Here is a 21,931-nt window from a genome sequence, read left to right on the forward strand (position 1 = left end):
AAGCGCCGATGTCCTCCGCCGAAGAACCAGTCGATCCGTTCGCGGACCCGCCGCCCGCCGTCGCCCCCGATCCGCCGGCGACGCTGCGGGAACCGTTGGCGGCCCTCGCGGCGGTGACGCTGTTCGACCTGCTGATCTATCGGACCGGCGGGTACGCCTCGGCCGGGCTGTTCCTGCTGGGCTGCGTGCCGCTGATCGCCCTCGGGTCGCCCTTCCGCGGGGCGAACTGGCGGGGGTTCGCCATAGTCGCCGGGCTGCTGGTTCTGACGGCCGCCCGGCTCGCCTGGCTGGGCTGGGGCGGGGCGGTTCTCGCGGGCGTCGTGCTGCTCGCGGCGCTCGCCCTGACCCGCAGCGGGCGGCGGGTGTGGACGTTGGACGTGGCCGTCCTCTGGCTTCAAACCCTCCCCGCCGCCGCGGCCGCGGTTCTGAACAGTCGCCACCTGCTCCGGCGGGAGTCCGATCGGAAGAGCGGACCCGACGTCCCCCCGTCGGCGGGCTCCGACGAAGGAACCCGCCACGCCGCCCGGCCGTGGAGCGTCCTGCTGCCGGTCGCGGCGGGGCTGGCGTTCGCCGGCCTGTTCCTGCTGGCGAACCCGGACCTGAAGGCGACGGTGGGCGAGTGGGCGGCCCGGGTCTCCGCGCGGTTCGGCGACGCGATCCGCTGGATCGTGCCCGGTCCGGGGCAGACGTTCCTGTGGGTGTTCGTCGGCGGGGCGGCGCTGGGCCTGCTGCGGCCGCTGGTGCGGGAGTCGCTGCTCGACCCGCTGGCGACGCTGGAAGACCGGGAGCGGGACCGGCGACGGGCGAGCGCCCCGGCGGAGTCGATCGCCTACCCGGCGGTGCGGAACACGCTGCTGGTGGTGGTCGGGGTGTTCGCCGCCTACCTGCCGTTCGAGTTCCTCACGCTGTGGCGCCGCGACTTTCCGGCGGGCTTCTACTACGCCGGCTACGCCCACGAAGGCGCCGCGTGGCTGACGGTCGCGCTGGCGACGGCGACGGCGCTACTGTCGGCGCTGTTCCGCGGCTCGCTGCTGGCCGACCCGCGGGCGGACCGGGTTCGACGGCTGGCCTGGATCTGGAGCGGGTTGAACTTCCTGTTAGTCGCCGCGGTCTGCAACCGCCTGCTGATCTACGTCGACTTCAACGGGCTGTCCCGCCTGCGGGTCGTGGGCTTCCTCGGGATCGCCGCGGTCGCCGGCGGGTTTGCGGCGGTGGTCGCGAAGATCGCCCGGGACCGCGGCTTCGCCTGGCTGGTCCGCCGGCAACTGCGGATCGCGGCACTGGTGGTCCTCCTCGGCCTGCTGGCCCCGATCGACTGGATCGCCCACTCCTACAACGCCGGCCGGGTGAGCGGCGGCGACCCCGCCCCACTAGCGCTGATCGGCAATCACGAGATCGACCTCGGCGGCCTGCTCGCCCTGGAACCGTTGCTGCACAACAAGAACCCCACGATCGCCCGCGGCGTCGCGGGGCGAATGACGCTGGCCGTCGACGCCCTCGACCGTCCCCTGTCTGCCTACCGCACCCGCGGTTCGATTCCCCCCGCGACAGAGCGTTCCGGGCCGCCGGGCCGCCTCGGCCGCTTTCAACTCGCCGAAGTGCAGTTCCGCCGGATGCTCGCCCGCAACCGTGACCGCATTGGGGAACTGCTCGCCGACCGCAACGCCGCCGAGGCCGCGGAGAAGTTGGCCGACTATGGCATGCGGTGGTGGTGAGGGCCGCGGGGGATGCGCGGGAGCGATCCGGGGAACGTCGCGGCGGCTTGCCGCGGGCGATAGGTTCGGCCGGTTCGCCTCGCCCTCCTGCCCGGAACTGTCAGCATGCGTTCGCTTCGCTTATTGGGGGTCGCGGCGACCGCCGGGCTGCTGGTCCCGATCGGCTGTCAGCCGGAGGCCGCCCCCGCCGTCCCGACCTTGGCTTCGCAGGAAGGAAACGCGAACGAGACGTCGCCCGCCGAGGTGGAAGCTGAGGCGGAGGAGGCGGCGCAGCGGTGGAACTTCACCGCGCCCAGCCTGATGGAGTTGCACCGGCGTTGGGAGGAGCCTCTCGCAGAGAGCGACGCCGAATTTGTTCAGGAGATCCGCCGACTGAGGGAAGGGGGGTTCGCGGCGACCCGCTTCTCCTTGGAGGGGGAAGCCGGGCCGCTGAGCCTGCCGCCTCTCGACCTCGCTTCGCTGGAGGACGCCGACCGGCCGATGGAACGGAGTCACACGCAGGACCGCTACTGCGAGCGGTCGCTGGCGATCTGGATGGAGGAGATCGACACCCTCGCCGAATCGCACGGCCTTCGCGAGGACGAGACGGAGACGCTACGGGCGATGGCCCGGACGCTGGGATGCGACAAGCGGGAGACGGCGGATCAGTTCGACGAAGCGGTCGACGCTCTGCGGCAGGCTGGCACGGAGGAGGCGGTTCTGCAGGCCTTGATCGGCCTCCATACGGTGCGGGCGGCGGAGCCGGGGGCGCTGCGCGTCGCAGACTTGGCGGAACTCGTCCGCGCCGCGGACGCCGCGGCGTCCGACGAAAGCGTTCCCGGCGCCCTCCGCTTTCGGGCCAGCCTGTGGGCGCTTCTCGGAGCGGCCACCGCGGAGGCGGCGGGGTTTGCCGACGACGAGGACGCCGAAGCGGCGAACGCTTTCAGCGTGTCGAAGCGGGTCGCGGCGACGGCCGACGGCCTGCGGACGTTCGCGGCGAGCGTGACGCCGGAGGCCGTCGCCGCCCGCCCTCAACTGCCCAGGTTTCTTTACCACAACGCCTGGGAAGTGATTTGCCGGTTCCCGGCCAACGGCCCGGCCGACGACCCGCCGCGACTGGCCCTCGCCGCGGCCCTGTCCGACGGCGCCGCCGACGGGGGCGATCCGTACGCCTTCCACGCCGTGCTCTGCGGGATGCTCTCGGAGGCGGGGTTCGAAGCCCGCGGCGGCGAGGTCGCCTCCGAAGTCACTGAGGAGGGTTGGGAGGGCCTGCACCGGTTCGGGACCGCCGCCGGCCGGCACGGCCACGCGGCCTGGCTCGCCCACCCGAATCTCCCCGTCGCCCCGACGCTCCTGCAGCGGGTCTCCCGCGGCGGCGGGTCCCCCGTGGACGAGCGGCTCTGGTTTGCGGAGGCCGTCGCCGCCCAGGTCGATTTCGAGTCCGCCTACTCCTCGATCCAGTACGGCCTGCTGCCGCGGTGGGGCGGATCGCACCAGGAAATGATCGAACTGGCGCAGTCCTGCCTGCGGGACGACCTGCGGGAGACCGACACGCCCCGGCTGGGGTTGGAGATGGTGCGGGCCGTCGCCGACGACCTCGCGGACGGCTACGGGCCGCCGCCCCCCGGGCCGTGGCGCAAGACGCTGGCCGCCTACGCCGACTTTCTGACCAATGAGTACGAGGAGGGCGGCCTGCCGATCGACGGCTCCTACGGGCGGTGGGCGAAACGCGTCGGCGGGTTGAGCCGATCGCTCGCCGACGAGGGCATGCCGGACCGGCAGTTGGCCGTGCTCAAGCTCTGGCCGGATTCGGATTTCGACCCGATCCAGCTGCGGCCGGTCCTCGATGGGTATCGGCGGGCGTTCGTGGCGGGGCCGCTCGCCGCCGCCGAGGGCGAGGCCGCGGAGCAGGCCGCCCGGCTCGCCGAGAAAGTGCACCCGGACGCCCCGATCCTGACCCACGATGAGGTCCGTGCCCTCAAAGAGGACGTCGCCGCCGTGCGGGCCGCGGCGGGGGACGACCCGCTCCAGCGGGACTGGCTGGTAGACGTGGAGCAAACGCTTTCGCTGCTGGACTCGCTCTATCAGGGGAAGACGGTGGGGCCGGTCCTGGGCGAGGCTCTCGCCGGGTGGCGGTGCGGGGCATCTTGGTTCCGCGTCACGCCGGGCGACGCGGAGGACGCGGTCGACAAACGGGGATCGGTCGACCTGTACGGCTCCGACCGCGGGTCCGCCCCGTATCTCAGCCTGCTGGCGAAACTGCCGGAGCCCTTCGCGTTCAACATGGTCGTGCACATCGACGCCCAGGGCGACGAGATGGGCCGGGCGGTCGGCGTCGGTGTTGGGCCCGGCGTTTGGACGGGGCCGTCCGACCTACCGGCGGAGTTCACCGCGGCGACCGGCGGCTCGATGCTCCTGTTCCAACCGGACGACCGCTCCGTGCCCGGGTACGTGGGCTATCTGCCCTTTCCGTGGGACCGCAATCGCGGCTACGCCGCCGTCCAGGGCTTCGGCGAATCGCCGCCGGACTACGCGTGGGTCAGCCTCGGCGTGATGGCCGAGCCCGGCCGCGTGGCGACTTTCGCGGGTCAGTACTTCATGCATGAGGCAACGGAGACGGCTCCCCCCGCGGTGCAGCCGCTCCGCCTCGGCCCGGAGAACCTGTTCGACCGCCCGCTCCGCTGGCAGGTGAGGAGCTTCATGATCCGGCGCTGCCCCGACTTCGTCGCGCCGTTCTACCTGCGACAACTGCCGCCGCACATCGAAACCGAACCGCCTCCGGAGGACGCCGAGATGCCGTCCGAGGCGTGACGCCGGCCGGACGGCCCGAGCCGGCGCGGCTCAGGCGATCACCTCGCGCACCACGCGGCCGGCGACGTCGGTCAGACGAAAGTCGCGGCCGGCGTGACGGTAGGTGAGGCGTTCGTGGTCCAGACCGAGGAGATGCAGCATCGTGGCGTGCAGATCGTGCATGTGGGTGCGGCCGGTCTCGGCGTAGGCGCCGAACTCGTCGGTGGAGCCGTGGCAGACGCCGCCCTTCGCCCCGCCGCCGGCCATCCACATGGTGAAGCCGCTGGGGTTGTGGTCGCGGCCGTCCTTGCCCTGAGCCGTCGCGGTGCGGCCGAACTCGCCGCCCCACACGACCAGCGTGTCCTCCAGCAGGCCGCGGCGTTTCAGGTCCGCCAGCAGGGCGGCGATCGGCTGGTCCACCTTGGCGGCGTTGTCCGCGTGGCCTTTCTTGAGGTTGCCGTGCTGGTCCCAGCTGTAGCCGGTGGAGACCTGCACGTACCGCACGCCGGCCTCGCACAACCGGCGGGCCAGCAGGCACTGTTTGGCGAAGCCGTCCGTCGGCTTCTCGCCCACGCCGTACAGGGCCTGCGTCTCCTTCGTCTCCCGGGACAGATCGAGCGCCTCCGGAGCGACGCCGGCCATGCGGTGGGCCAGTTCGAACCCGCGGATCGCCCCCTCGACCGCGGGATCCTCCGCGCCGGCGACCGCCTCGATGCGGCCGGAGTAGTCCGCGTTAAGGTCCGCCAGCAGTTCGAGCTGATCTGCCCGGCGCTGCTCCGACAGGCTCTTCGGCGGGGCGAGATGCTGCACCGAGCCGGACCCCAGGTTGCCCGCCCGGCCGATCGCGGTGGCCTGGTGCTCCGCCGGCAGGAACGCCGGCCCGTAGTTCCGCGGGCCGCCGTGATTCGATGGCGGGGCCAGCGAGATGAACGAGGGCAGGTCGCGGTTCTCCGTGCCGAGGCCGTAGCTCACCCAGGAGCCGACGCTGGGGCGGGGGAGGTTGTCGCTGCCGGTGTGCAGCATGCAGACCGCCTGCCCGTGACTCTGCCCGCGGCTGTGCATGCCGTGGAGAAAGGCGATCTCGTCCACATGTTGCGCGACGTGGGGGAACAGCTCGCTGACGGCTTTGCCGCACTGGCCGTACTTCCGGAACTTCCAGGGGCTGCCCAGCAGGGTCGAGCTGGCGTCGTTGAACTTCAGGGCGCCGGGCCGCGGCGGCAGCTTCTTGCCGTCGTCCTTCGAGAGCCGGGGCTTCTCCTCGAAGGTGTCCATCTGGGCGGGGCCGCCGTGCATGAACAGGAAGATCACCCGCTTGGCCTTGGCGGGGTGATGCGTCCGCGAGCCCGCCGCGATCGGTCCGGCGACGGCCTCGGCGGCGGACAGGTCGGCGCACATGCCCCCCAGCGCCAGCGAGCCGAAGCCGGCCCCCAGCGTGCGCAGCGCGTCTCGGCGGGTCCTCGCCGGGGCGAAGTCATGACAGGCGTGCGGATCGCGGGCGTGCATGCGTTTCTGGGGGAGAGGGGAGGGAACGGGTTAGTCGAGGAAGCGGAATTCGGCGGAGCAGAACAGCACGTGCACCAGGTCGCTCCAGGCGGCCTGCTCCCCGTCGCGGTCGGCGGCGGCCTCCAAATAAGCGATGAGCCGGGGGAGTTCCTCCGCCGTCACCTCGCGGGAGAGGGCCGCCCCGTACAGCGCCCGCAGCCGCTCCTCGATCGTGCCGGAGCCGATCAGGAACCGATCCGCCGTCGCCGCGGCCCGCTTGCGGACCTGGGGGGCGTTCAACAGGAACAGGCTCTGAGCCGGACCGTTCGTCGTCGGGCGGTCGCCGACGACCATCTCCGTATCCGGGAAGTCGAACACGGCCAGCCCGTCCGGCAGTTCGTTCCGAACCAGCGGCAGGTAGATGCTGCGGACCATGAGGTCGTCCACCGGGATCGCCTTGGCGATATTCGGCTGGCCGGCGACCGGCGAGTCGTTCGGCGGCGCCTCCTCCAACAGTCCGGCGAGGTGCAGCGTCGTGTCCCGCAGCGCCTCCGCGGTGAGACGGCGGCGATTCGCCCGGGCGAACAGTTCGTTGTTCGGGTCGGCGGCCGCGGCGTCTGGATGCACGGAGGAGAGCCGGTAGGTGCGGCTCATCACCAGGCGACGCACCAGCGGCTTGATCCGCCAGCCGTCCTCCACGAACTCGACCGCGAGGCGGTCCAGTAGTTCGGGGTGCGTCGGCGGGGCGCCGAGGGCGCCGAAGTTGTCCGGCGTCGCCACGATCCCGCGGCCGAACAGGTGGGCCCACACGCGGTTCACGAACACCCGGGCGGTCAACGGGTGTTCCGACTGGGTGATCCACCGGGCCAATTCGAGACGCCCGCTGCCGGCTTTGATCTCCGCCGGACCGCCGCCGCAGGCCGAAAGGAAGCCGCGCGGCACCACGTCGCCCTCCTGCCGGGCCTCGCCACGGATGCGGATCGCGGTGTCGCCGATCTCGTCCTCGGGCAGTTCCGTCACGCCGAACGCCGTGGGCGCCGAGGGCGGAGCGTTCTCTTTCAGATCCTTGAGACGCGATTCCGCCTGTTCGACCGCGGCCTGGGCCGCTTCCACCGCGGCGGGATCGGCCCCGGCCTCGCTGCCAACGGGGACGAAGACGACCGCGTCGGCGAGGACGAAGCCGTCGGCGCCCTCGTTCTTCACGACCACGGCGACCTGTGCCCCTTTGGTGGGGGCGTCGAACTCGCCCACCAGCGCCGAGGGACCGGGCGCGGCGCCGGGCGTCCGCTGATCGACGATCGTCTCCGATTCGCCGTTCGGGGACTGGAAGTGAACCAGAACGTTGGAGGCGCGGCCCGCGGAGGCGGCGTAGAGCAGTCGCGCCTCCCACAGCCCGGCGGCGGGCAGTTCCGCGGCGAACGTGGCGGTAGCGCCGTCCCCTTCGGCCACGAGATATCCACGACCGTGGAACGGCTTGGAATACGTGCTCTGCCGCCACTCGCCGACCGTTGTCGCCGCTTCGTCATCCACGACCACTGCCCCGGCGGGGAACAGGTCGAGGCCCTTCAGCGCCGCCTTCGCCTCTTTCACCGCGGCTTCGGCCTCGGTGACGAGGGCCTCGTGCGCCTCCCGGGCCTCCGTCGCCGCCGGGTCCTCCGGCAGCGGGACGCGGACGAAGTCGGAGACGTACTGCTGAATCTCCCCGTCCAGCGTCTTCGTCGACGCGAAGATGCCGGCCAGGGCGTAGTAATCGCGGGTGGGGATCGGGTCGAACTTATGGTCGTGACAACGGGCGCAGCCCAGCGTCAGCCCCAACGCCGCCCGGCCGACGGTATCGAGCTGGTCGTCGGCGACGTCCATCGTCAGCTTCACCTTGTCCCGCTCCGAGAGCATCTTCGTGCCCAGGGCGAGAAAGCCGGTGGCGACGGTCTGCCGGGTCCGCTGCTCGTCCGTCTCCGCCGGCAGCAGGTCGCCGGCGATCTGCTCCGTGAGGAAACGGTCGTAGGGCCGATCCTCATTGAACGAATCGATGACGTAGTCGCGGTAGCGCCAGGCGTCCGGCCAGGTCGCGTTGAAGTCGCTGCCGTTGGTGTCCGCGTAGCGGGCGACGTCCAGCCAGTGACGCCCCCATGTCTGCCCGAACCGGGGCGAGGCGAGCAGGCGATCGACCGCCGCGGCCCAGTTCCGCTCGCTGGGGTCCTCGACGAATGCCGCCAGCCGCTCCGGGGAGGGCGGCAGGCCGCTGAGGTCGAAGTGCAACCGGCGGAAGGCGACCTCCGGGGCGGCGTCCGCGGCGGGGGCGAGGCCGGCGGCCTCCGCCTTCGCCAGCAGGAAACGATCGACCGGCGTGTGGGGCCACGCCTCGTCCTGCACCGCCGGGATCGGCTCGGCGACAGGCGTCTGATACGCCCAGCCGTCGGCTTCGACGGTCGCGGCGGGGACCTCGGCCGGGGCGTCCAACGTCCCCTCTCGGGGATCGACCGCCCCGCCGGCGATCCACGTCTCGAAGTCCTTAATGATGTGAGCCGGCAGCTTTTCGTCCGGCGGCATCTCGTAGGTTTCGTACCGCAGCGCCTCCATCAGCACGCTGCCGTTCGGGTCGCCCGGCGTGAGGGCCGGGCCGCTGTCCCCGCCGGCCTGCCACCCGGCCTTCAGATCCAGCCGCAGATTGCCGTCCGGCGGGTCCGACTCCGCCCCGTGACACGCCAGACACCGCTCAATGAGGACCGGCCGGATCTTCGTTTCGAAGAACTCCACCTCGGCCGGATTCGCCGCCTCCGCAGTCCCTCCGCTCCCTGCGGCGACGAGTGTCAGTCCCAGCGCAAGCGCGGTGCGGGGCATGCGGGGTCCCAGTCGGTGGAGGCAGGCAGTGCGATGCACGGACGCATCGGCGGGGCCTGAAGTGTACCATGGGAAGTCTGCGGTGTAGAGCCTCTCCAGGGGAGCCCCCGCCGACCTCGGCGGGGGTTCCTCCCGAAGTGTGACGCCTGCGACAGCGCAGCGTTCCCTTCCGCCGTCGTGCCGGCCGCTCTCACCCCGGAGAACGCCGTCCGTCGCCGGCAATCAAGCGGGGCAGGCGCCCCGCGGAACCGCCCGCTACAGGTTCTGGGCGACGGCGGTGCTGTCGCCGAAGGCGTCCCGCTCCACGCCGGCCGTCTGGAGCATGCGGAGCAGCACGTTGCACAGCGGGGTGTCCTTCTCGAACCGCACCCGCCGGCCGGGCCGATAGGCCCCGTTGCCGCCGCCGGCCAGCAGGATCGGCAGGTCGTGCTCCTGGTGGGCGTTGCCGTCCTTGATCGTGCAGCCGAACAGGATCTGCGAATGGTCCAGCAGGGTGCCGTCGGCCTCTTTGAGCCCCTTCATCTTCTCCAACAGGTAGGCCAGTTGAACCGAGTGCCAGGCGTTGATTTTCACGTACGTGGCGATCCCCTTTGGCTCGTTCTTGTGGTGCGAGAGCGAGTGGTAGGAGCCGCTCACGCCGTCGAGGAAGGAGAAGTTCCGCCCGGTCTGAGCGTTGCCGAACATGTAGGTGGCCACGCGGGTGGTGTCCGTCCAGAACGCGAGCACGAGCACGTCCAGCATCAGCCGGGTGTGTTCGGTGAAGTCCTCCGGGATGCCGGGGCCGGGGCGGGGGACGTCGAACCGGCCCTCGTTGATCCAGCGTTTCTGCGGCTTGAGGGCGTTTTCAATGCGGGTTTCCACGCTTCGCACGCTGGCGAGGTATTCGTCCAGCTTCGCCCGGTCTTCCACGCCGACTTTGCGGCGGAGGTCCTTGGCGTCGTCCAGGACGAGGTCGAGGACGGAGGTGTCGTCCGTGGCGAGGCTGTCGGTGACGGCCTGTTGCCTGGTCGTGAAGCCGCTGACCGGGGGAGTCTTGGGGCCGCTGCGAAACAGGCGGTCGAACGCCAGCCGCGGCACGATCTCCTTCGGCACCGGCGTGTGCCGGTCCCGCCAGGCGATGTGGGAGCCGTAGATGCGGGTGAAGCCGCCGCCGATGTTGTCGACGCCGCTGTAGGCCTCGTCGACGCCCAATTCCAGGCTGGGCAGGGGGGTGCGGTCGCCAAGTTCCTGGGCGAGGAGCTGGTCAGCGGTCTGACCGCCGATGTCGAGGTCCCGGCCGCTGGTCCGCACGACGTAGCCGCCCGACAGATACGCCGGGATCTTCGGCCAGTGCCCGTTGCGGCCGACGGCCTGCTCGTTCCAGAGGTTCTCCAACACGGAGAAGTCGCCCTTCACCCCCGCTAATGGTTTGAGCAGCGGGGAGAGTTCGTATTGCTCGCCGTCGCCCTCGGGCGTCCACTGGTCCGGACGCATGCCGTTCGGCTTGAACAGGAACGCCGACCGCAGCGGCGGCGTCGCCAGTCGTCCGCCGGTCGGTTCGCGGTAGCCGCCCAGTGCCGGGTTCATCGCCCCCAGCCAGGGCAGCGCCAAGGCGGCCCCGGCCCCGCGGAGAAACGTGCGACGCGGGAGCGGAGCGGCCATGGCAAACCGGGGGAACGTGGGGCGGGCGAGTCGGCCGTGAGGGCCGGGCGGGGATTCCAGTGTAACGGATCAATCGGTCCGTGGAGATGCGTCCGTCAGCGACGCCATCAGTTCGGCCGTCGCGGCGCCCGGATCGTCCGCCCCGCAGATCGCCCCGCAGACAGCGATTCGACCCGCCCCCGCCGCGGCGGCTCGCTCTACCGTGCCAGCGTCAATCCCGCCGATGGCGAACCACGGGGCCGTCACGTTCGCGGCCGCCCATCGAAGGTAATCTGTCCCCGGGAAGGCTTGGAAGGCCTTAGTGTCCGAGGGAAAACACGGACCGACGCCGAGGTGGTCCGCCCCCGCCGCCAGGGCCGCCGTCGCGTCCTCCGGGCGATGGGTGGAGGCGCCGATCAGCGCCCGCTCGCCCAGCATCGCCCGCACGGGTTCGATCGGCAGGTCGTCTGTGCCGAGGTGCACGCCGTCGGCGCCGCACAGCCGGGCGAGGTCCGGCCGGTCGTTGACGATCAGCGGCACGCCCGCCGCGGCCGTGATCGCCCGTACCTCCTGGAGGTGAGCCAGCGATTCCCGGTCGGTCAAATCCTTCTCCCGAACCTGAATCGGCCCGGCCCCGGCTTCGCAGGCGGCACGCAGCACGTCCGCCCACGGCCGCCGGCAGGCGGAGCGGGTGAGCAACAGATAGACCCGCCACGCCCCCAGCGACGGCCGAGCGGTCGCCGCGAGCAGGCGTTTTTCGATCGTGTAGACGCGGTAGCGGAGTTGTTCGAAGGCCGCGGCCCGCTCCGGAGCGTCGATCTTCGACCACTCCTCAAGGCTGCGCAGGCCCTCCTGCACCCGGGCCGCATTGGCCGCAAGCACGCTCGCGGCGTCGGGACGGGAACGCTCCGTCGGCTCGCTCAAAGCCGTGCCCACGTCGCCGGCGGTTTCGCGGGCGGCGCAACGGGCCTCCCGCCCGACCGGCAGGGCCGTGGCGAGCGCGTGGCGGACGGACTTCAACTTGGCCGTCAGCGCCGCGTCGTCCAGCACGAACCGGGCGTGGTCCTCCAGCACGCGTAAGCCCTCCCGGGCCCGGTTCTCGGCGGCGTCCAGCAGGCGCAGGGCGGCGGGGTCCGGGGGCATGTTGCGGGCGACGGGACGGGAGATGACGACGGGGAGGTGACGGTCGGGGCGGTTGTGAGGGGGGGCCGGGCATTCTAGAGTCTTGGCCCCCTCCTGCCCCCTCCCGAGAGCGTCGGTCGACTTTCCGCCGGTCCGCCTCGCGGTCGTCGCCTACAATCTGCTGTCCGCCCGTTCGCTCCCCCCGGGGCGTCGGCTCCCGCCCCGCGGCGGACGTATCGCACCGACCGACACGAAATAGACTCAGCCCCGCTATGTACGAACGCTTTACGGACCGCGCCCGCAAGGTCATGCAGCTGGCGAATCAGGAAGCCCAGCGGTTCAACCACGAGTACATCGGCACCGAACACATTCTCCTGGGCCTCGTCAAAGAGGGCTCCGGCGTCGCCGCCAACGTCCTGAAGAACCTTGACGTCGACCTCCGCGGCATCCGGCTGGAAGTAGAGAAGATCGTCCAGTCCGGCCCGGACATGGTCACGATGGGCAAGCTCCCGCAGACCCCGCGGGCCAAGAAGGTGATCGAGTACGCGATGGAGGAGGCCCGCAACCTCAACCACAACTACGTCGGCACCGAACACCTGCTCCTCGGCCTGCTCCGCGAGCAGGAGGGCGTCGCCGCCCAGGTGCTGATGAACCTCGGCCTGAAGCTCGAGGACGTCCGCGAGGAGGTTCTCAACCTGCTCGGACACGGCCTGGAAGGGGGCGAGGAGGACGAGGAAGGCGGCGGCCGCGGCGGGCGGGCAGGGGCCTCCTCCAAGGGCGAACGCGGCAAGCGGACCGGCAAGAGCAAGACCCCCGCCCTCGACAGCTTCGGCCGCGACCTCACCGAGCTGGCCAAGCAGGGCAAGCTTGATCCGGTCATCGGCCGCGCCAACGAGATCGAGCGCATCACTCAGGTGCTCTGCCGCCGCCAGAAGAACAACCCCGTCCTGCTGGGCGAGGCGGGCGTCGGCAAAACGGCCATCGTCGAGGGCTTCGCCCAGATGGTCGTCGAGGGCAACGTGCCGGACCTGCTCCGCGAGCGCCGCATCGTCGTGCTGGACCTCGCCATGATGGTCGCCGGCACGAAGTACCGCGGCCAGTTCGAGGAGCGGATCAAGGCCGTGATGAACGAGGTCCGCCGGGCTAAGAACATCATCCTGTTCATCGACGAGCTGCACACGCTGGTCGGCGCCGGCGGCGCCGAGGGGGCCATCGACGCCAGCAACGTGCTCAAGCCGGCTCTCTCCCGCGGCGAATTGCAGTGCATCGGCGCCACCACGCTGGACGAGTACCGCAAGTACATCGAGAAGGACTCCGCCCTGGAACGCCGGTTCCAGAAGGTCAACGTCGAGCCGCCCAGCCCGGAGCAGGCCGTGGAGATCCTCCGCGGCCTCCGCGAGCGCTACGAGAAGCACCACCGCGTCGAGATCACCGACGCCGCCCTCGAAGCCGCCGTCGAGTTCAGCACGCGGTACATCTCCGAGCGGGCCCTGCCGGACAAGGCGATCGACGTGATCGACGAGGCCGGCGCCCGCATCCGGCTCAAGTCCATGGTCCGCCCGCCGGACCTGAAGGACCTCGATGCGGAGATCGAACGCCTGAACGCCGCCAAGGAAGAGGCGGTCGCCAATCAGGACTTCGAAAAGGCCGCCGCCCTCCGGGATCAGGCGGATCAGGTCAAGCAGAAGAAGGAGACCGCCACTGAGGAGTGGAAGGAGCAGTCCCAGCAGACCGACGGCACCGTTGACGAGGACGTGATCGCCGAGGTCGTCGCCAAGATGACCGGCATCCCGCTGACCCGCCTCTCCAGCGAGGACGCCGTCCGGCTGCTCGCCATGGAGGACGAACTGCACGAAACCGTCGTCTCCCAGAAGGAGGCGGTGAAGCAGGTCTCCAAGGCGATCCGCCGCTCCCGCAGCGGCCTGAAGGACCCGAAGCGGCCCACGGGCATCTTCCTGTTCGCCGGCCCCACCGGCGTGGGCAAGACCTTGCTCGCCAAGACGCTGGCGGAGTTCCTGTTCGGCGAGGACGACGCGCTGATCCAGATTGACATGTCCGAGTACATGGAGAAGCACAACGTCTCCCGCCTGATCGGCGCCCCCCCGGGCTACGTCGGCTACGAGGAGGGCGGCCAGCTCACGGAGAAGATCCGCCGCCGACCCTACGCCGTCGTGCTGCTCGACGAGATCGAGAAGGCCCACCCGGACGTGTTCAACATGCTCCTCCAGATCATGGAGGAGGGGCACCTCACGGACAGCTTCGGCCGCAAGATCGACTTCAAGAACGTGGTCCTCATCATGACCACGAACGTCGGCGCCAAATCAATCGCCAGCGGGGCCGGCTTCGGCTTCTCCAAGCAGGGCGACGAGGACGCCTCCTACGAGAAGATGAAGGAACGCCTGCTCCACGACGTCGAGGCCGCCTTCAAGCCGGAGTTCATCGGCCGTTTGGACGACGTGATCGTCTTCCGCGAACTGAACCGGGAGAATTTGAAGCACATCGTCGACATCGAACTGTCCAAGGTTCGCGAACGCCTCGGCGAACGCGGCCTGGCTCTCGAAATGACGGACGCCGCCCGCGAGTTCGTCATCGATAAGGGCTCCAATACCGAGTACGGCGCCCGCCCGCTGCGTCGCAGCGTGGAGCAGTACATCGAGGACCCGCTCTCCGAGGAGCTGCTCCGCGGGGCCTTCGAGGGTCACAACTCGATCCTCGTGGACGCCGTGCCGCTGGAGGGCGAGGATGCCGACGCCAAGGACGCGAAGAAGCGGCTCGACTTCACCGGCCGCACGGTCGCCAAGCCGAACCTGCCCCGGAAAAAGGGTGCCGGAAAGGCGACGACCGAGCAGGACGAAAAGGCCGCCTCCGACGACGAAGAGAAGCTCGTCGCCGCCACTGTGGGCGACGACGACACGGAGAGCTACACGCCGGACGCCGAGGACGGCGACGAATAGTCCCCGCCCCCGCCGCTGACCGTTCCCGCCGCCCGGCACGCCCCGCGTGCCGGGCGGCGTCGTGCGCGGTCCTGAATCCCCACCGCGGCCAGTCGTCGGTTCGGCCGGGTACGCTGAGGCGATGCCCGCCTCCCCACTCCTCCTCTCGTTGTGTTTGATGCAGGCGGCGGCCCCGCCAGCGCCGGGGGAAACGCCGGTGTGGGCCGAGGAGGGCGGGCATCCGACCTGGGTCGTCCACCCGCGGCGGCCGTCCCGGGCGACCTCGCCCCCGCCGGCGATCTGGCAGTCGCCGCCGGGGGCGGTCGGGTCGCTGTGCGGGGATCCGGTTCTCGCGGGCGACCGCCTGTTGGTCGGCACGAACAGCGATCCGGACTGGAGCGCCCGCTTCCCTGTCGACGGCGGCGTGATGGCCTGCCTCGACGCCGCCGACGGCACGCTGGTCTGGCGACACTTTCACCCCCGCTTGGACTGGCGGTTCAACGACGTGCCGGCCAGCCCGATCCGGTCCCGCCCGGCGGTGCAGGGGGATCGGGTCTGCTATTTCAGCAACCGCGGGTCGCTGGTCTGTCTGGACCTCGCCGGCTTCCGCGACGGCGAGAACGACGGCCCTGTTACCGACGAGACCCGCACCGGCGCATCGGACGGAGACATCGTCTGGGAGATCGACTTCGTCGCCGACCACGGCGTGTTCAAGCGGGAGGACGCTGGGATGGGCAACCCGCTCAGTTCGCCGGTGATCCTGTCGACGGCGGCGCAGGGCGACCTCGTCTTCTGCGGGACGATGCAGGGGACGCATCCAGACGGGACCGTCGCAAACCCCGCCGCCCCATCGTTCGTGGCAGTGCGGCTGGCGGACGGGGCGATCGTCTGGTCGACCTCCGTGCCGGGAGAAAACGTGGCGCTGGGCTCCTTCGGCTCGCCCGCCGTGCTGGGGGAGGGACCAGAGGCGAAGGTTCTATTCCCCGCCGGCGACGGCAAGCTGTACGCCTTCGAGCCGACGACGGGCGGGAGTTGTGGTCGATCGACCTCGGCGGCCCGCCGCGGTCGGACGACATGATCCGCAGCGGGACGGAGGAACGAAACCTGTATTACGGCCGCCCGGTGGTGGCGGGGCGGACGATCTTCGTGGGGCTGTGCCAGAAGTATGAGACGCACGGCCAACTGCCGATGCCGGTCTTCGCGGTCGAGACCGACGCGGACGGCCTCAATCCGTCCGTCCGGTGGACGTACGACCCCGACAGCGTCGAACTCGGCGGACGGGGCCGCGGCGATGCGTCATTCGACGGCACGCAGGCGTCGGTCGCGGTGACGGACGACGCCGTCTTCACGCTCGGCAAGCTCGGCGTGCTGGGAGCGGCCGATCGAGCGACCGGCGCGGAACGGTGGCGTGCCGGATTCTTCGGGTACGCCGCGCTCTACGCCTCCCCGGTCGTGCATGACGACCTATTGTATGTGCCGATCGACGACGGGCTGTACGTCTTCGAGGCGACGGCGGAGGCCCCCCGCTGCATCGGCAGCTATGAGTTGGGCATTCACTACGGCACGCCGCTGCCGACGGAGGACGGGGTCTACGTCGCCGAAGGAAACTTCATGTGGAAGCTGAAGCCGCCGCGGGCGTTGGCGGGCGGCGGCACCGGGCCTAGGGGCGACTGACCGCCAGTATTCAGCGAGCCCGGTGACCCGGGGCGGTCGCCGCAGACCGCAGCAGGGCGGCCAGAACGAGGGCGGCGTCAGCCGCCGGACCGTGCGGGGTTGCGAAGACGGCCCGGTCGGCCGTACCGGCGGCCAGCGTGCAGCCGTCTTCCACCGCCGTCCACAGGGCCGCGGGCGTGTCCTCGACCTCCCGCACCCGACCGCCGGCCGCGGCGATCTTCAATCGCAAGTCATCCGCCAACTCCGCCGCGAGCGCGACCGTCGGGGCGGCCGGCTTCTTCGACGCCCGCCGCACCGCGTCGGCGGCCAGCGTCCGTACCGTTTCCGTCCACGGAACCGGCGTACCGTCCGCCGCGAACTCCCGGCAGCGGGCCGAGGAGGAGTCAACAAAGAGTCGAATGTCTCCTAGGGACTCCCGCATTGTCTCCAGCAGGTCTCCCGAGTGGGCGTCCGGAGAGACGGCGACCGTTCGCAGATCATCCGGCAGGGCGGCGAACAGGCGGTCGAAGCGGGTGCGAACGGCGGTGGAGGGGCTCGCCAACCTGATCCGTAGTGCCGAGAGCGTGCGGAAAGCGGGCCACAGCGACGCCTCGTGCTCCGCCGCCGCCCCGCAGCCGCGTTCGATGCCGGTTTGACGGTCGATGCGCGGCTCGTTCGACAACACCGCCGCGGCCTCCGCGTCCGTCAGCGGCCGGCCGCCGGCGGCGAGGGGGATCAGACCGGCGTGTCCCGCCGGGCGGTCGGGGGCGGCGAGCCACAGACCGCCCGCCGCGCCGGTCTTCCGCACGGCGAACCGTATCGTCGGCTCCAGCGCCTCGCCGAGGTGCAGCACGTCGCAGCCGGCATGACGGAGCACCGCGGCGACGACGGGGAGGAAGGGGGCGTGCGTCGCCCGTTCGTCCCGGCCCAGCACGACCGCCGCCCGCGGCGGCAGCGTCGCCGCGAAGCGGGCGGCGAGGGCACCAGCCTCTTCAGGGCTGAAGTCGGCTCCCGCCACGCCGCCGAACGGATCGGGACGTTCACCCCGGGGTCGGCGTTCCAACCGGCGACGCAACGTCGGCGAGGCTCCCGCAAGCTCCGCGGCGTGCGGGCAGCCCGCGCACTCCGCCCACCCCGAGGCCAACCGGGCGAGATGCGTCCCGCGGGAGATCGGCGCGGCGGCGGTCGGACAGCGGAGCATTCGTGCGAGCGCCAAGGCGAGCGGTGGGCGTCAGCCCTCCGTGTCCGGGCCGGCGGGGATCACATAGCACGTCCGGCAGCGCGAGCCGATACTGGCTGTGGTCCGGCCCCCTTCGACCGCTCGGTTCCGGGGGAGAAGACGGGGGGCTGACGCCCACCGCTCGCCTTTTCTTCAGGAGTTCCATGCACGCCGCCGAGTTCCTCAAGCAATCCGGTCTCGCCGCGGCGGACGTGCCGCCGGTGGTCGCGGTGCACGGCGACCAGCGCCTGCTGGCCCGGCGGTGCGTCGATCGGATCGCCGCGGCCGTGCTGGGGGACGACGACGAACCGACGCGCCTGGACGGGGTGACGGCCGACCTCGCCTCGGCGCTGGACGAACTGCGGACCGTTTCCATGTTCGCCTCCGCCCGCATCGTGGTGGTGGGGGCGGCGGACGGGTTTGTCACCGACCATCGGGCCGGCTTGGAACGCTACGTCGCGGCCCCGGCCGCCGGCAGCGTGCTGATTCTGGAGGTCTCGAAGTGGTTGAAGACGACGCGGCTGGCGAAGGCCGTCGCCAAATCCGGCCTCACGCTCGAATGCTCGGAACTAAAGGGGGCGAAGGCGGCGGCGTACCTCGTGGGCGTGGCGAAGGCGGAGCACGACACCGCCCTGGCCCGCGACGCGGCGGAGTTGATGGTGACGCTCGCCGGCACGGATCTGGGCCTGTTGGAACAGGAACTCGGCAAGCTGTGCGCCTTCGCCGCGGACCGCGATCCCAAGGCGGTCACGGCGGAGGACGTCGCCGCGCTGGTAATGGACGGCTCGGTGAAGAACACCTTCGAGATGCTCGCGGAGGTCCGCCGCGGCAATGTGGGCCGGGCGCTGGCGGAACTCGACAAACTGCTGCTGGCCGGGGAGGCGCCGTTCAAGATCCTCGGCGGGATGAGCTTCGTGCTGCGAAAGATCGCCACGGCGGTGGACCTGTCCGCCGGCGACGGCAACCTGTCGCGGGCGCTGGCGACGGCCGGCGTGTTTCCGAAGGAGCGGGGCGAAACGGAGCAGTACCTCCGACGGCTCGGCCGGAAGCGGGCGGAACGCTTCCGCGGTTTGCTGCTGGAGGCGGACGGCGCCCTCCGCGGCGGCTCCGCGTTGCCGGATCGCACGGTGCTGGAACGCCTGCTGATCCAACTCGCCCCGCCGTCCCGCTGAGGCGGCGTCATTCGGGCGCCGCGTCCGCCCGCAGGGACGCGGCGAGGGCGGTCATGTGCTCGGCGAACGTCGCGCTGGCGACGTAACGGCGCCCGGCGGGAATCTTCGCCTGCCCGAGCAACGGGCCGCCGTCGGACACCTCCACCCAGCGTCCGTCCGCATCCAACGCGTCGATCGCCGCTCGCGCCGCCGCCGCGCGGTTCGACGAACTGGGCCGCGACGGCTCACGGCCGGCACGGGCCTCGGCCAGACGCTCACGCAGGGCGTCGACTTGGCTCTCCCCCTTCCAGCCGTAGTGGCTGGGCAGGTCGGCGTCGTCGTAGGTCGGCCGGTACTCCCGGCCGCGACGCTCCATGTACAGCGGGCGATTCGTGCCGAGTTCGAGATACCGCGGCAACCGCCCGTCCGGCAGGGCGCTGCGTTCGAGATAATCCAGGGCCGCATGAATCGGATCGAGGAACCGCACCTCGTCCGTCGCCGCGTGCAGGGCGAGCAGCGCTTCGATGACGTCCTGAGACTCGGACGCGGCGACGGCGGGCGGTTCGAACACCCGGGCCCACGCCGGCCGCATGGACTCGTCGTACTGCTGCGCCCACCCCGGCTGCGGGGCGGGCAACTGGGCCCGGATGAGGAAGTCGCCGAACCGGCGGGCCGCGGCGTCGGCCCGTTCGGCGAGCGCCGGATCGCGGGTTTCGTAAAGCTGCCGGGCCGACAGCAGCGTGGCGACGACCTGTCCGGCGAGGCCGTCGTTCAGCGTGGGCAGGTCCCAATACGCCTTGATCCGCGGCAGTTCTCGCCAGTCCCCCGGCGACGACGCCCGCAGCGGCGGCCCGTCGGTCGTCGGACCGTCCCAGACCTGCGGGAAGCCGCCGCCGGAAAGTTGGGCGGTGAGGAGGGCGTCCAGCCCCGACCGGGCCGCCTCGGCGATCCCCGCGTGCCCGCCGGCGTGGGCGGCGTCGAGGCGCATCAACAAGCGCAGGGCTGCGGGCGTCTGACCGTCGTCGAGGGAGGAGTTGTTCTTCCCGCGACCGCGGCCGCGGCGGTAGGCGCCGGGGTCGCCGTTCGGGTCGAAGTCGATTTTGTTCGTCCAACCGCCGGACTGCAGTTGGCCGTACGTCAGCGCCTCGCCGGCGGCGGTCGCGGCGGCGAGGTGGGCGGGGTCGCCGGTCGCCTCGTGGGCGGCGAGGAACGCCTCGCCCACAGTTGGCGTGGCCGGCGGCTGCACCCAGATTTGTGTGGGCGTCGCTTCGCCTTCGCCCCAGCGACGGCCGCCGTCCAACTCCGTGAAGTAGACGTACCCGCCGCGGACGGCGATTTCGTCCGCGTAAAACCGGCCGGCCCGGCTGAGGGCGGCGATCGTCTCGCTCCGCGACGGCTCGTCGACGAACGCCGAGCTCGGCGACGGGCTCCCCAGCGCCGCGAGCAGGAGGAGGGCGAGGCGTCGGGCGGGCATCGGCAGGGTGCGGGGAAGGCGGCGTCGGGGGAACGTGGGAGCCAACATCCGCCCCGCTCCGGCGGCGGGCAAACGGGACCGCGTCGGACGGAGCCGGCGGCGGCTTGAGTCGATTTCGGGATTCCGACGGAAAACCCGTTGACCGGCCAATGCGGACTGATCTACCACCCGCCCCCGACGCGGCACGCCCCGCGCCCGCAGCTTCCCGAGCGGCTCACGCCGCCACGGAAGCGAGGGCGAGCGGGCAGGGGACCTCTCCACCCCGCCGCGCGACTGCCCCGCGTTCCCGCTGCTGTGCGGGGCCGCATCTCCCCCTGCGACAACCGATTCGTCCGCGTTTCCCGGCCGGCCCCGTTGCGCCGCCGTCTGCGCAGACCTCCTCACGGAACAGGTGCGATGACTTCGCGTCCGAACCCGCGGCTCCGCCGCGCCCCGGCCCCCGTTCTCCCGACGATCGTCCGCCCGACGATCGTCCGCCCGACGAACGTCCGCCCCCGCCTGCTCGCCGGGCTGCTCTCCGCAGCGCTCGGCGCCGTACTGGCGCCGACCGCCCCGGCCCAGTTCTACGACAGCGGCTACGGCGGCGGGAGCGGGTGCGGGTGCTCCACCGCGAGCGCCTCGCCCTCCTATTACAGCTCCTACTCGACGGCGTCCTACGCCCCGGCCTCCTACGCCAGCGCCTACGGGGGCAGCTACACCACCGTGGACAGCTGCACGCCGATCTACCAGACGGCCGCCGTGGAGTGCGTGCCGGTTCAGCAGGTCCAGACCGTGGCGATCTGCGAGCCGCCGAAGATGGTGGCCGTGCCCCGGCAGGTCACCGACCGCGTGCCGGTCACGAAGTACGTCTCCGTGCAGGAAACGGTGAAGCGGCCCCGGACCGTCACGCGGTACGAGGAACGGGAATTCACCGAGATGATGCCCCAGACCGAAACCCGCACCGCCATGGCGCAGCAGGTGAACTACCGCCCGGTCGCCAATACGCAGACCGTGGTGAAGGACGCCGGCTACTGGCAGACCCGCCGGATCGCCAACCCCAAGATGAGCCCCTGCCAGTACGATCCGCGGCCGGGCTTCGCCGGCTCGCTGAATCGCTTCGGGTACAACGTCCGCAGCGCCTTCACCCCCAAGTACACCACCCAGCGGCAGTACGTCCCGCAGCAGATGGCCTGCAACGTGACGACCCACAGCCAGGTGGCCGAGGTGACCAACGTGCCGCAGACCTACCAGGTCACGACGATGGTTCCGGTGATCAAGAAGCGGCAGGTCGCGGTGCAGGAAGTGGTCTGGGAAGACCAGCAGGTCACCGCGATGAAGCCGGTCACCGAGTACCAGGAGCGGAGCCGCACGGTCTACAACTACCTGCCCAGCACCGATCCGGTTGCCGTGGCGTACCTGTCCGGCCGCGGCACCACCGCGACGGCACTGCGGCCGGAGACGGATTCGGGCTTCGACAGCGTGCCGACCCGCTCCGCCGACGCCTCCAGCGAAAAGTACAAGCGGGACGAGGCGAAGGACTTTGACGACACGAAGACCTCCTACAACCTGCCGAGCCGCGGCTCCCGCCGCGTGAGCCGGCCGGTGCACGACCCGGCCCCGAAGGTACGGATGTTGACGGACGCCGACCGCGAACGGCTCGCCGCCCTGAAGCTGGCCGCCCGCAGCCGCGGGGCGAACGACGAACGGATGGCCGCCCGGCCGACGATCGCCGCTCCCCCCGCCGGGAAGAGCGAACCGGTCCGCCGCCCGGCCGCCGACACGGCGACGACCGCGAGCGACGCCCCGACGCTGATCGGCGCCGCCGGTCGGGTGCCGCAGGTGGACGCCGCCCGCCGCTGGGAAGCCGCCGGCCCGGCCCTGCCGATCGTGGCCCTCACCTCCCACGCCCTGTAGGGCGCCGCCGGGGCGAACCACTGGAGAGAACGACGGCGGCGGGGCCATCCCGCCGCCGT

13 protein-coding genes are annotated in these 21,931 nt (G+C 71.2%); 7 read left to right on the plus strand and 6 right to left on the minus strand.

The genetic code is table 11. The features are described 5' to 3' along the window. Positions 1-8: 8 nt before the first annotated feature. Both CA12_RS19305 and CA12_RS19310 read left to right on the plus strand, forming a co-directional pair. Entirely contained in the window at positions 9-1,715 is a 1,707-nt protein-coding gene (locus CA12_RS19305) for a DUF4153 domain-containing protein (protein WP_145360771.1), read from the plus strand. Between the two features lie 105 nt (positions 1,716-1,820). Then, positions 1,821-4,505, plus strand: coding sequence for a hypothetical protein (locus CA12_RS19310; protein ID WP_145360772.1), 2,685 nt, complete (start codon positions 1,821-1,823; stop codon positions 4,503-4,505). Positions 4,506-4,535: 30 nt separating this feature from the next. Here the strand turns inward: CA12_RS19310 and CA12_RS19315 are convergent, their stop codons facing one another. The 4 genes from CA12_RS19315 to CA12_RS19330 form a co-directional block, all read right to left on the minus strand. Next, positions 4,536-5,987 (minus strand): DUF1501 domain-containing protein, encoded by a 1,452-nt coding sequence (locus CA12_RS19315; RefSeq protein ID WP_145360773.1) that lies wholly within the window; start codon positions 5,985-5,987, stop codon positions 4,536-4,538. Between the two features lie 30 nt (positions 5,988-6,017). Continuing rightward, complete coding sequence (locus CA12_RS19320; protein ID WP_145360774.1) at positions 6,018-8,807, minus strand: DUF1553 domain-containing protein; 2,790 nt, start codon at positions 8,805-8,807, stop codon at positions 6,018-6,020. Positions 8,808-9,062: 255 nt separating this feature from the next. Further along, complete coding sequence (locus tag CA12_RS19325; protein ID WP_145360775.1) at positions 9,063-10,448, minus strand: DUF1552 domain-containing protein; 1,386 nt, start codon at positions 10,446-10,448, stop codon at positions 9,063-9,065. Between the two features lie 69 nt (positions 10,449-10,517). Then, complete coding sequence (locus tag CA12_RS19330) at positions 10,518-11,570, minus strand: thiamine phosphate synthase (RefSeq protein ID WP_145360776.1); 1,053 nt, start codon at positions 11,568-11,570, stop codon at positions 10,518-10,520. Positions 11,571-11,821: 251 nt separating this feature from the next. Here CA12_RS19330 and CA12_RS19335 point away from each other — a divergent pair, with 251 nt between their 5' ends. The 3 genes from CA12_RS19335 (at position 11,822) to CA12_RS19345 (ending at position 16,156) form a co-directional block, all read left to right on the plus strand. Then, positions 11,822-14,503 (plus strand): ATP-dependent Clp protease ATP-binding subunit, encoded by a 2,682-nt coding sequence (locus tag CA12_RS19335; RefSeq protein WP_145360777.1) that lies wholly within the window; start codon positions 11,822-11,824, stop codon positions 14,501-14,503. 121 nt (positions 14,504-14,624) lie between these two features. Next, entirely contained in the window at positions 14,625-15,560 is a 936-nt protein-coding gene (locus tag CA12_RS19340; RefSeq protein WP_145360778.1) for an outer membrane protein assembly factor BamB family protein, read from the plus strand. Next, complete coding sequence (locus CA12_RS19345; protein ID WP_145360779.1) at positions 15,515-16,156, plus strand: PQQ-binding-like beta-propeller repeat protein; 642 nt, start codon at positions 15,515-15,517, stop codon at positions 16,154-16,156. Before CA12_RS19340 ends, CA12_RS19345 begins: the two co-directional genes overlap by 46 nt. Before the next feature lie 10 nt (positions 16,157-16,166). Here the strand turns inward: CA12_RS19345 and CA12_RS19350 are convergent, their stop codons facing one another. Continuing rightward, complete coding sequence (locus CA12_RS19350; protein ID WP_145360780.1) at positions 16,167-17,336, minus strand: phosphohexomutase domain-containing protein; 1,170 nt, start codon at positions 17,334-17,336, stop codon at positions 16,167-16,169. A gap of 182 nt (positions 17,337-17,518) precedes the next feature. On the opposite strand from CA12_RS19350, the gene holA reads away from it, so the two are divergent. Then, complete coding sequence (holA, locus tag CA12_RS19355) at positions 17,519-18,526, plus strand: DNA polymerase III subunit delta (RefSeq protein WP_145360781.1); 1,008 nt, start codon at positions 17,519-17,521, stop codon at positions 18,524-18,526. Positions 18,527-18,533: 7 nt separating this feature from the next. Here the strand turns inward: holA and CA12_RS22275 are convergent, their stop codons facing one another. Further along, positions 18,534-19,979, minus strand: a complete 1,446-nt coding sequence (locus CA12_RS22275) for a pectate lyase (RefSeq protein WP_165700870.1) — start codon at positions 19,977-19,979, stop codon at positions 18,534-18,536. A 396-nt stretch (positions 19,980-20,375) separates the two neighbouring features. Here CA12_RS22275 and CA12_RS22280 point away from each other — a divergent pair, with 396 nt between their 5' ends. After that, a complete protein-coding gene (locus CA12_RS22280; RefSeq protein ID WP_165700871.1) occupies positions 20,376-21,872 on the plus strand; it encodes a hypothetical protein in 1,497 nt (498 codons plus the stop codon). Positions 21,873-21,931 lie beyond the last annotated feature (59 nt).

Origin of the sequence: Alienimonas californiensis (assembly GCF_007743815.1) — a bacterium.
Lineage (GTDB): Bacteria > Planctomycetota > Planctomycetia > Planctomycetales > Planctomycetaceae > Alienimonas > Alienimonas californiensis.

What these genes read in the sequence shown, in the direction of transcription:
- CA12_RS19305 (WP_145360771.1), top strand. Translation starts at nt 9, where the DNA reads ATGTCCTCCGCCGAAGAACCAGTCGATCCGTTCGCGGACCCGCCGCCC.
- CA12_RS19310 (WP_145360772.1), top strand. Translation starts at nt 1,821, where the DNA reads ATGCGTTCGCTTCGCTTATTGGGGGTCGCGGCGACCGCCGGGCTGCTG.
- CA12_RS19315 (WP_145360773.1), bottom strand. Translation starts at nt 5,987, where the DNA reads ATGCACGCCCGCGATCCGCACGCCTGTCATGACTTCGCCCCGGCGAGG.
- CA12_RS19320 (WP_145360774.1), bottom strand. Translation starts at nt 8,807, where the DNA reads ATGCCCCGCACCGCGCTTGCGCTGGGACTGACACTCGTCGCCGCAGGG.
- CA12_RS19325 (WP_145360775.1), bottom strand. Translation starts at nt 10,448, where the DNA reads ATGGCCGCTCCGCTCCCGCGTCGCACGTTTCTCCGCGGGGCCGGGGCC.
- CA12_RS19330 (WP_145360776.1), bottom strand. Translation starts at nt 11,570, where the DNA reads ATGCCCCCGGACCCCGCCGCCCTGCGCCTGCTGGACGCCGCCGAGAAC.
- CA12_RS19335 (WP_145360777.1), top strand. Translation starts at nt 11,822, where the DNA reads ATGTACGAACGCTTTACGGACCGCGCCCGCAAGGTCATGCAGCTGGCG.
- CA12_RS19340 (WP_145360778.1), top strand. Translation starts at nt 14,625, where the DNA reads ATGCCCGCCTCCCCACTCCTCCTCTCGTTGTGTTTGATGCAGGCGGCG.
- CA12_RS19350 (WP_145360780.1), bottom strand. Translation starts at nt 17,336, where the DNA reads ATGCTCCGCTGTCCGACCGCCGCCGCGCCGATCTCCCGCGGGACGCAT.
- holA (WP_145360781.1), top strand. Translation starts at nt 17,519, where the DNA reads ATGCACGCCGCCGAGTTCCTCAAGCAATCCGGTCTCGCCGCGGCGGAC.
- CA12_RS22275 (WP_165700870.1), bottom strand. Translation starts at nt 19,979, where the DNA reads ATGCCCGCCCGACGCCTCGCCCTCCTCCTGCTCGCGGCGCTGGGGAGC.
- CA12_RS22280 (WP_165700871.1), top strand. Translation starts at nt 20,376, where the DNA reads ATGACTTCGCGTCCGAACCCGCGGCTCCGCCGCGCCCCGGCCCCCGTT.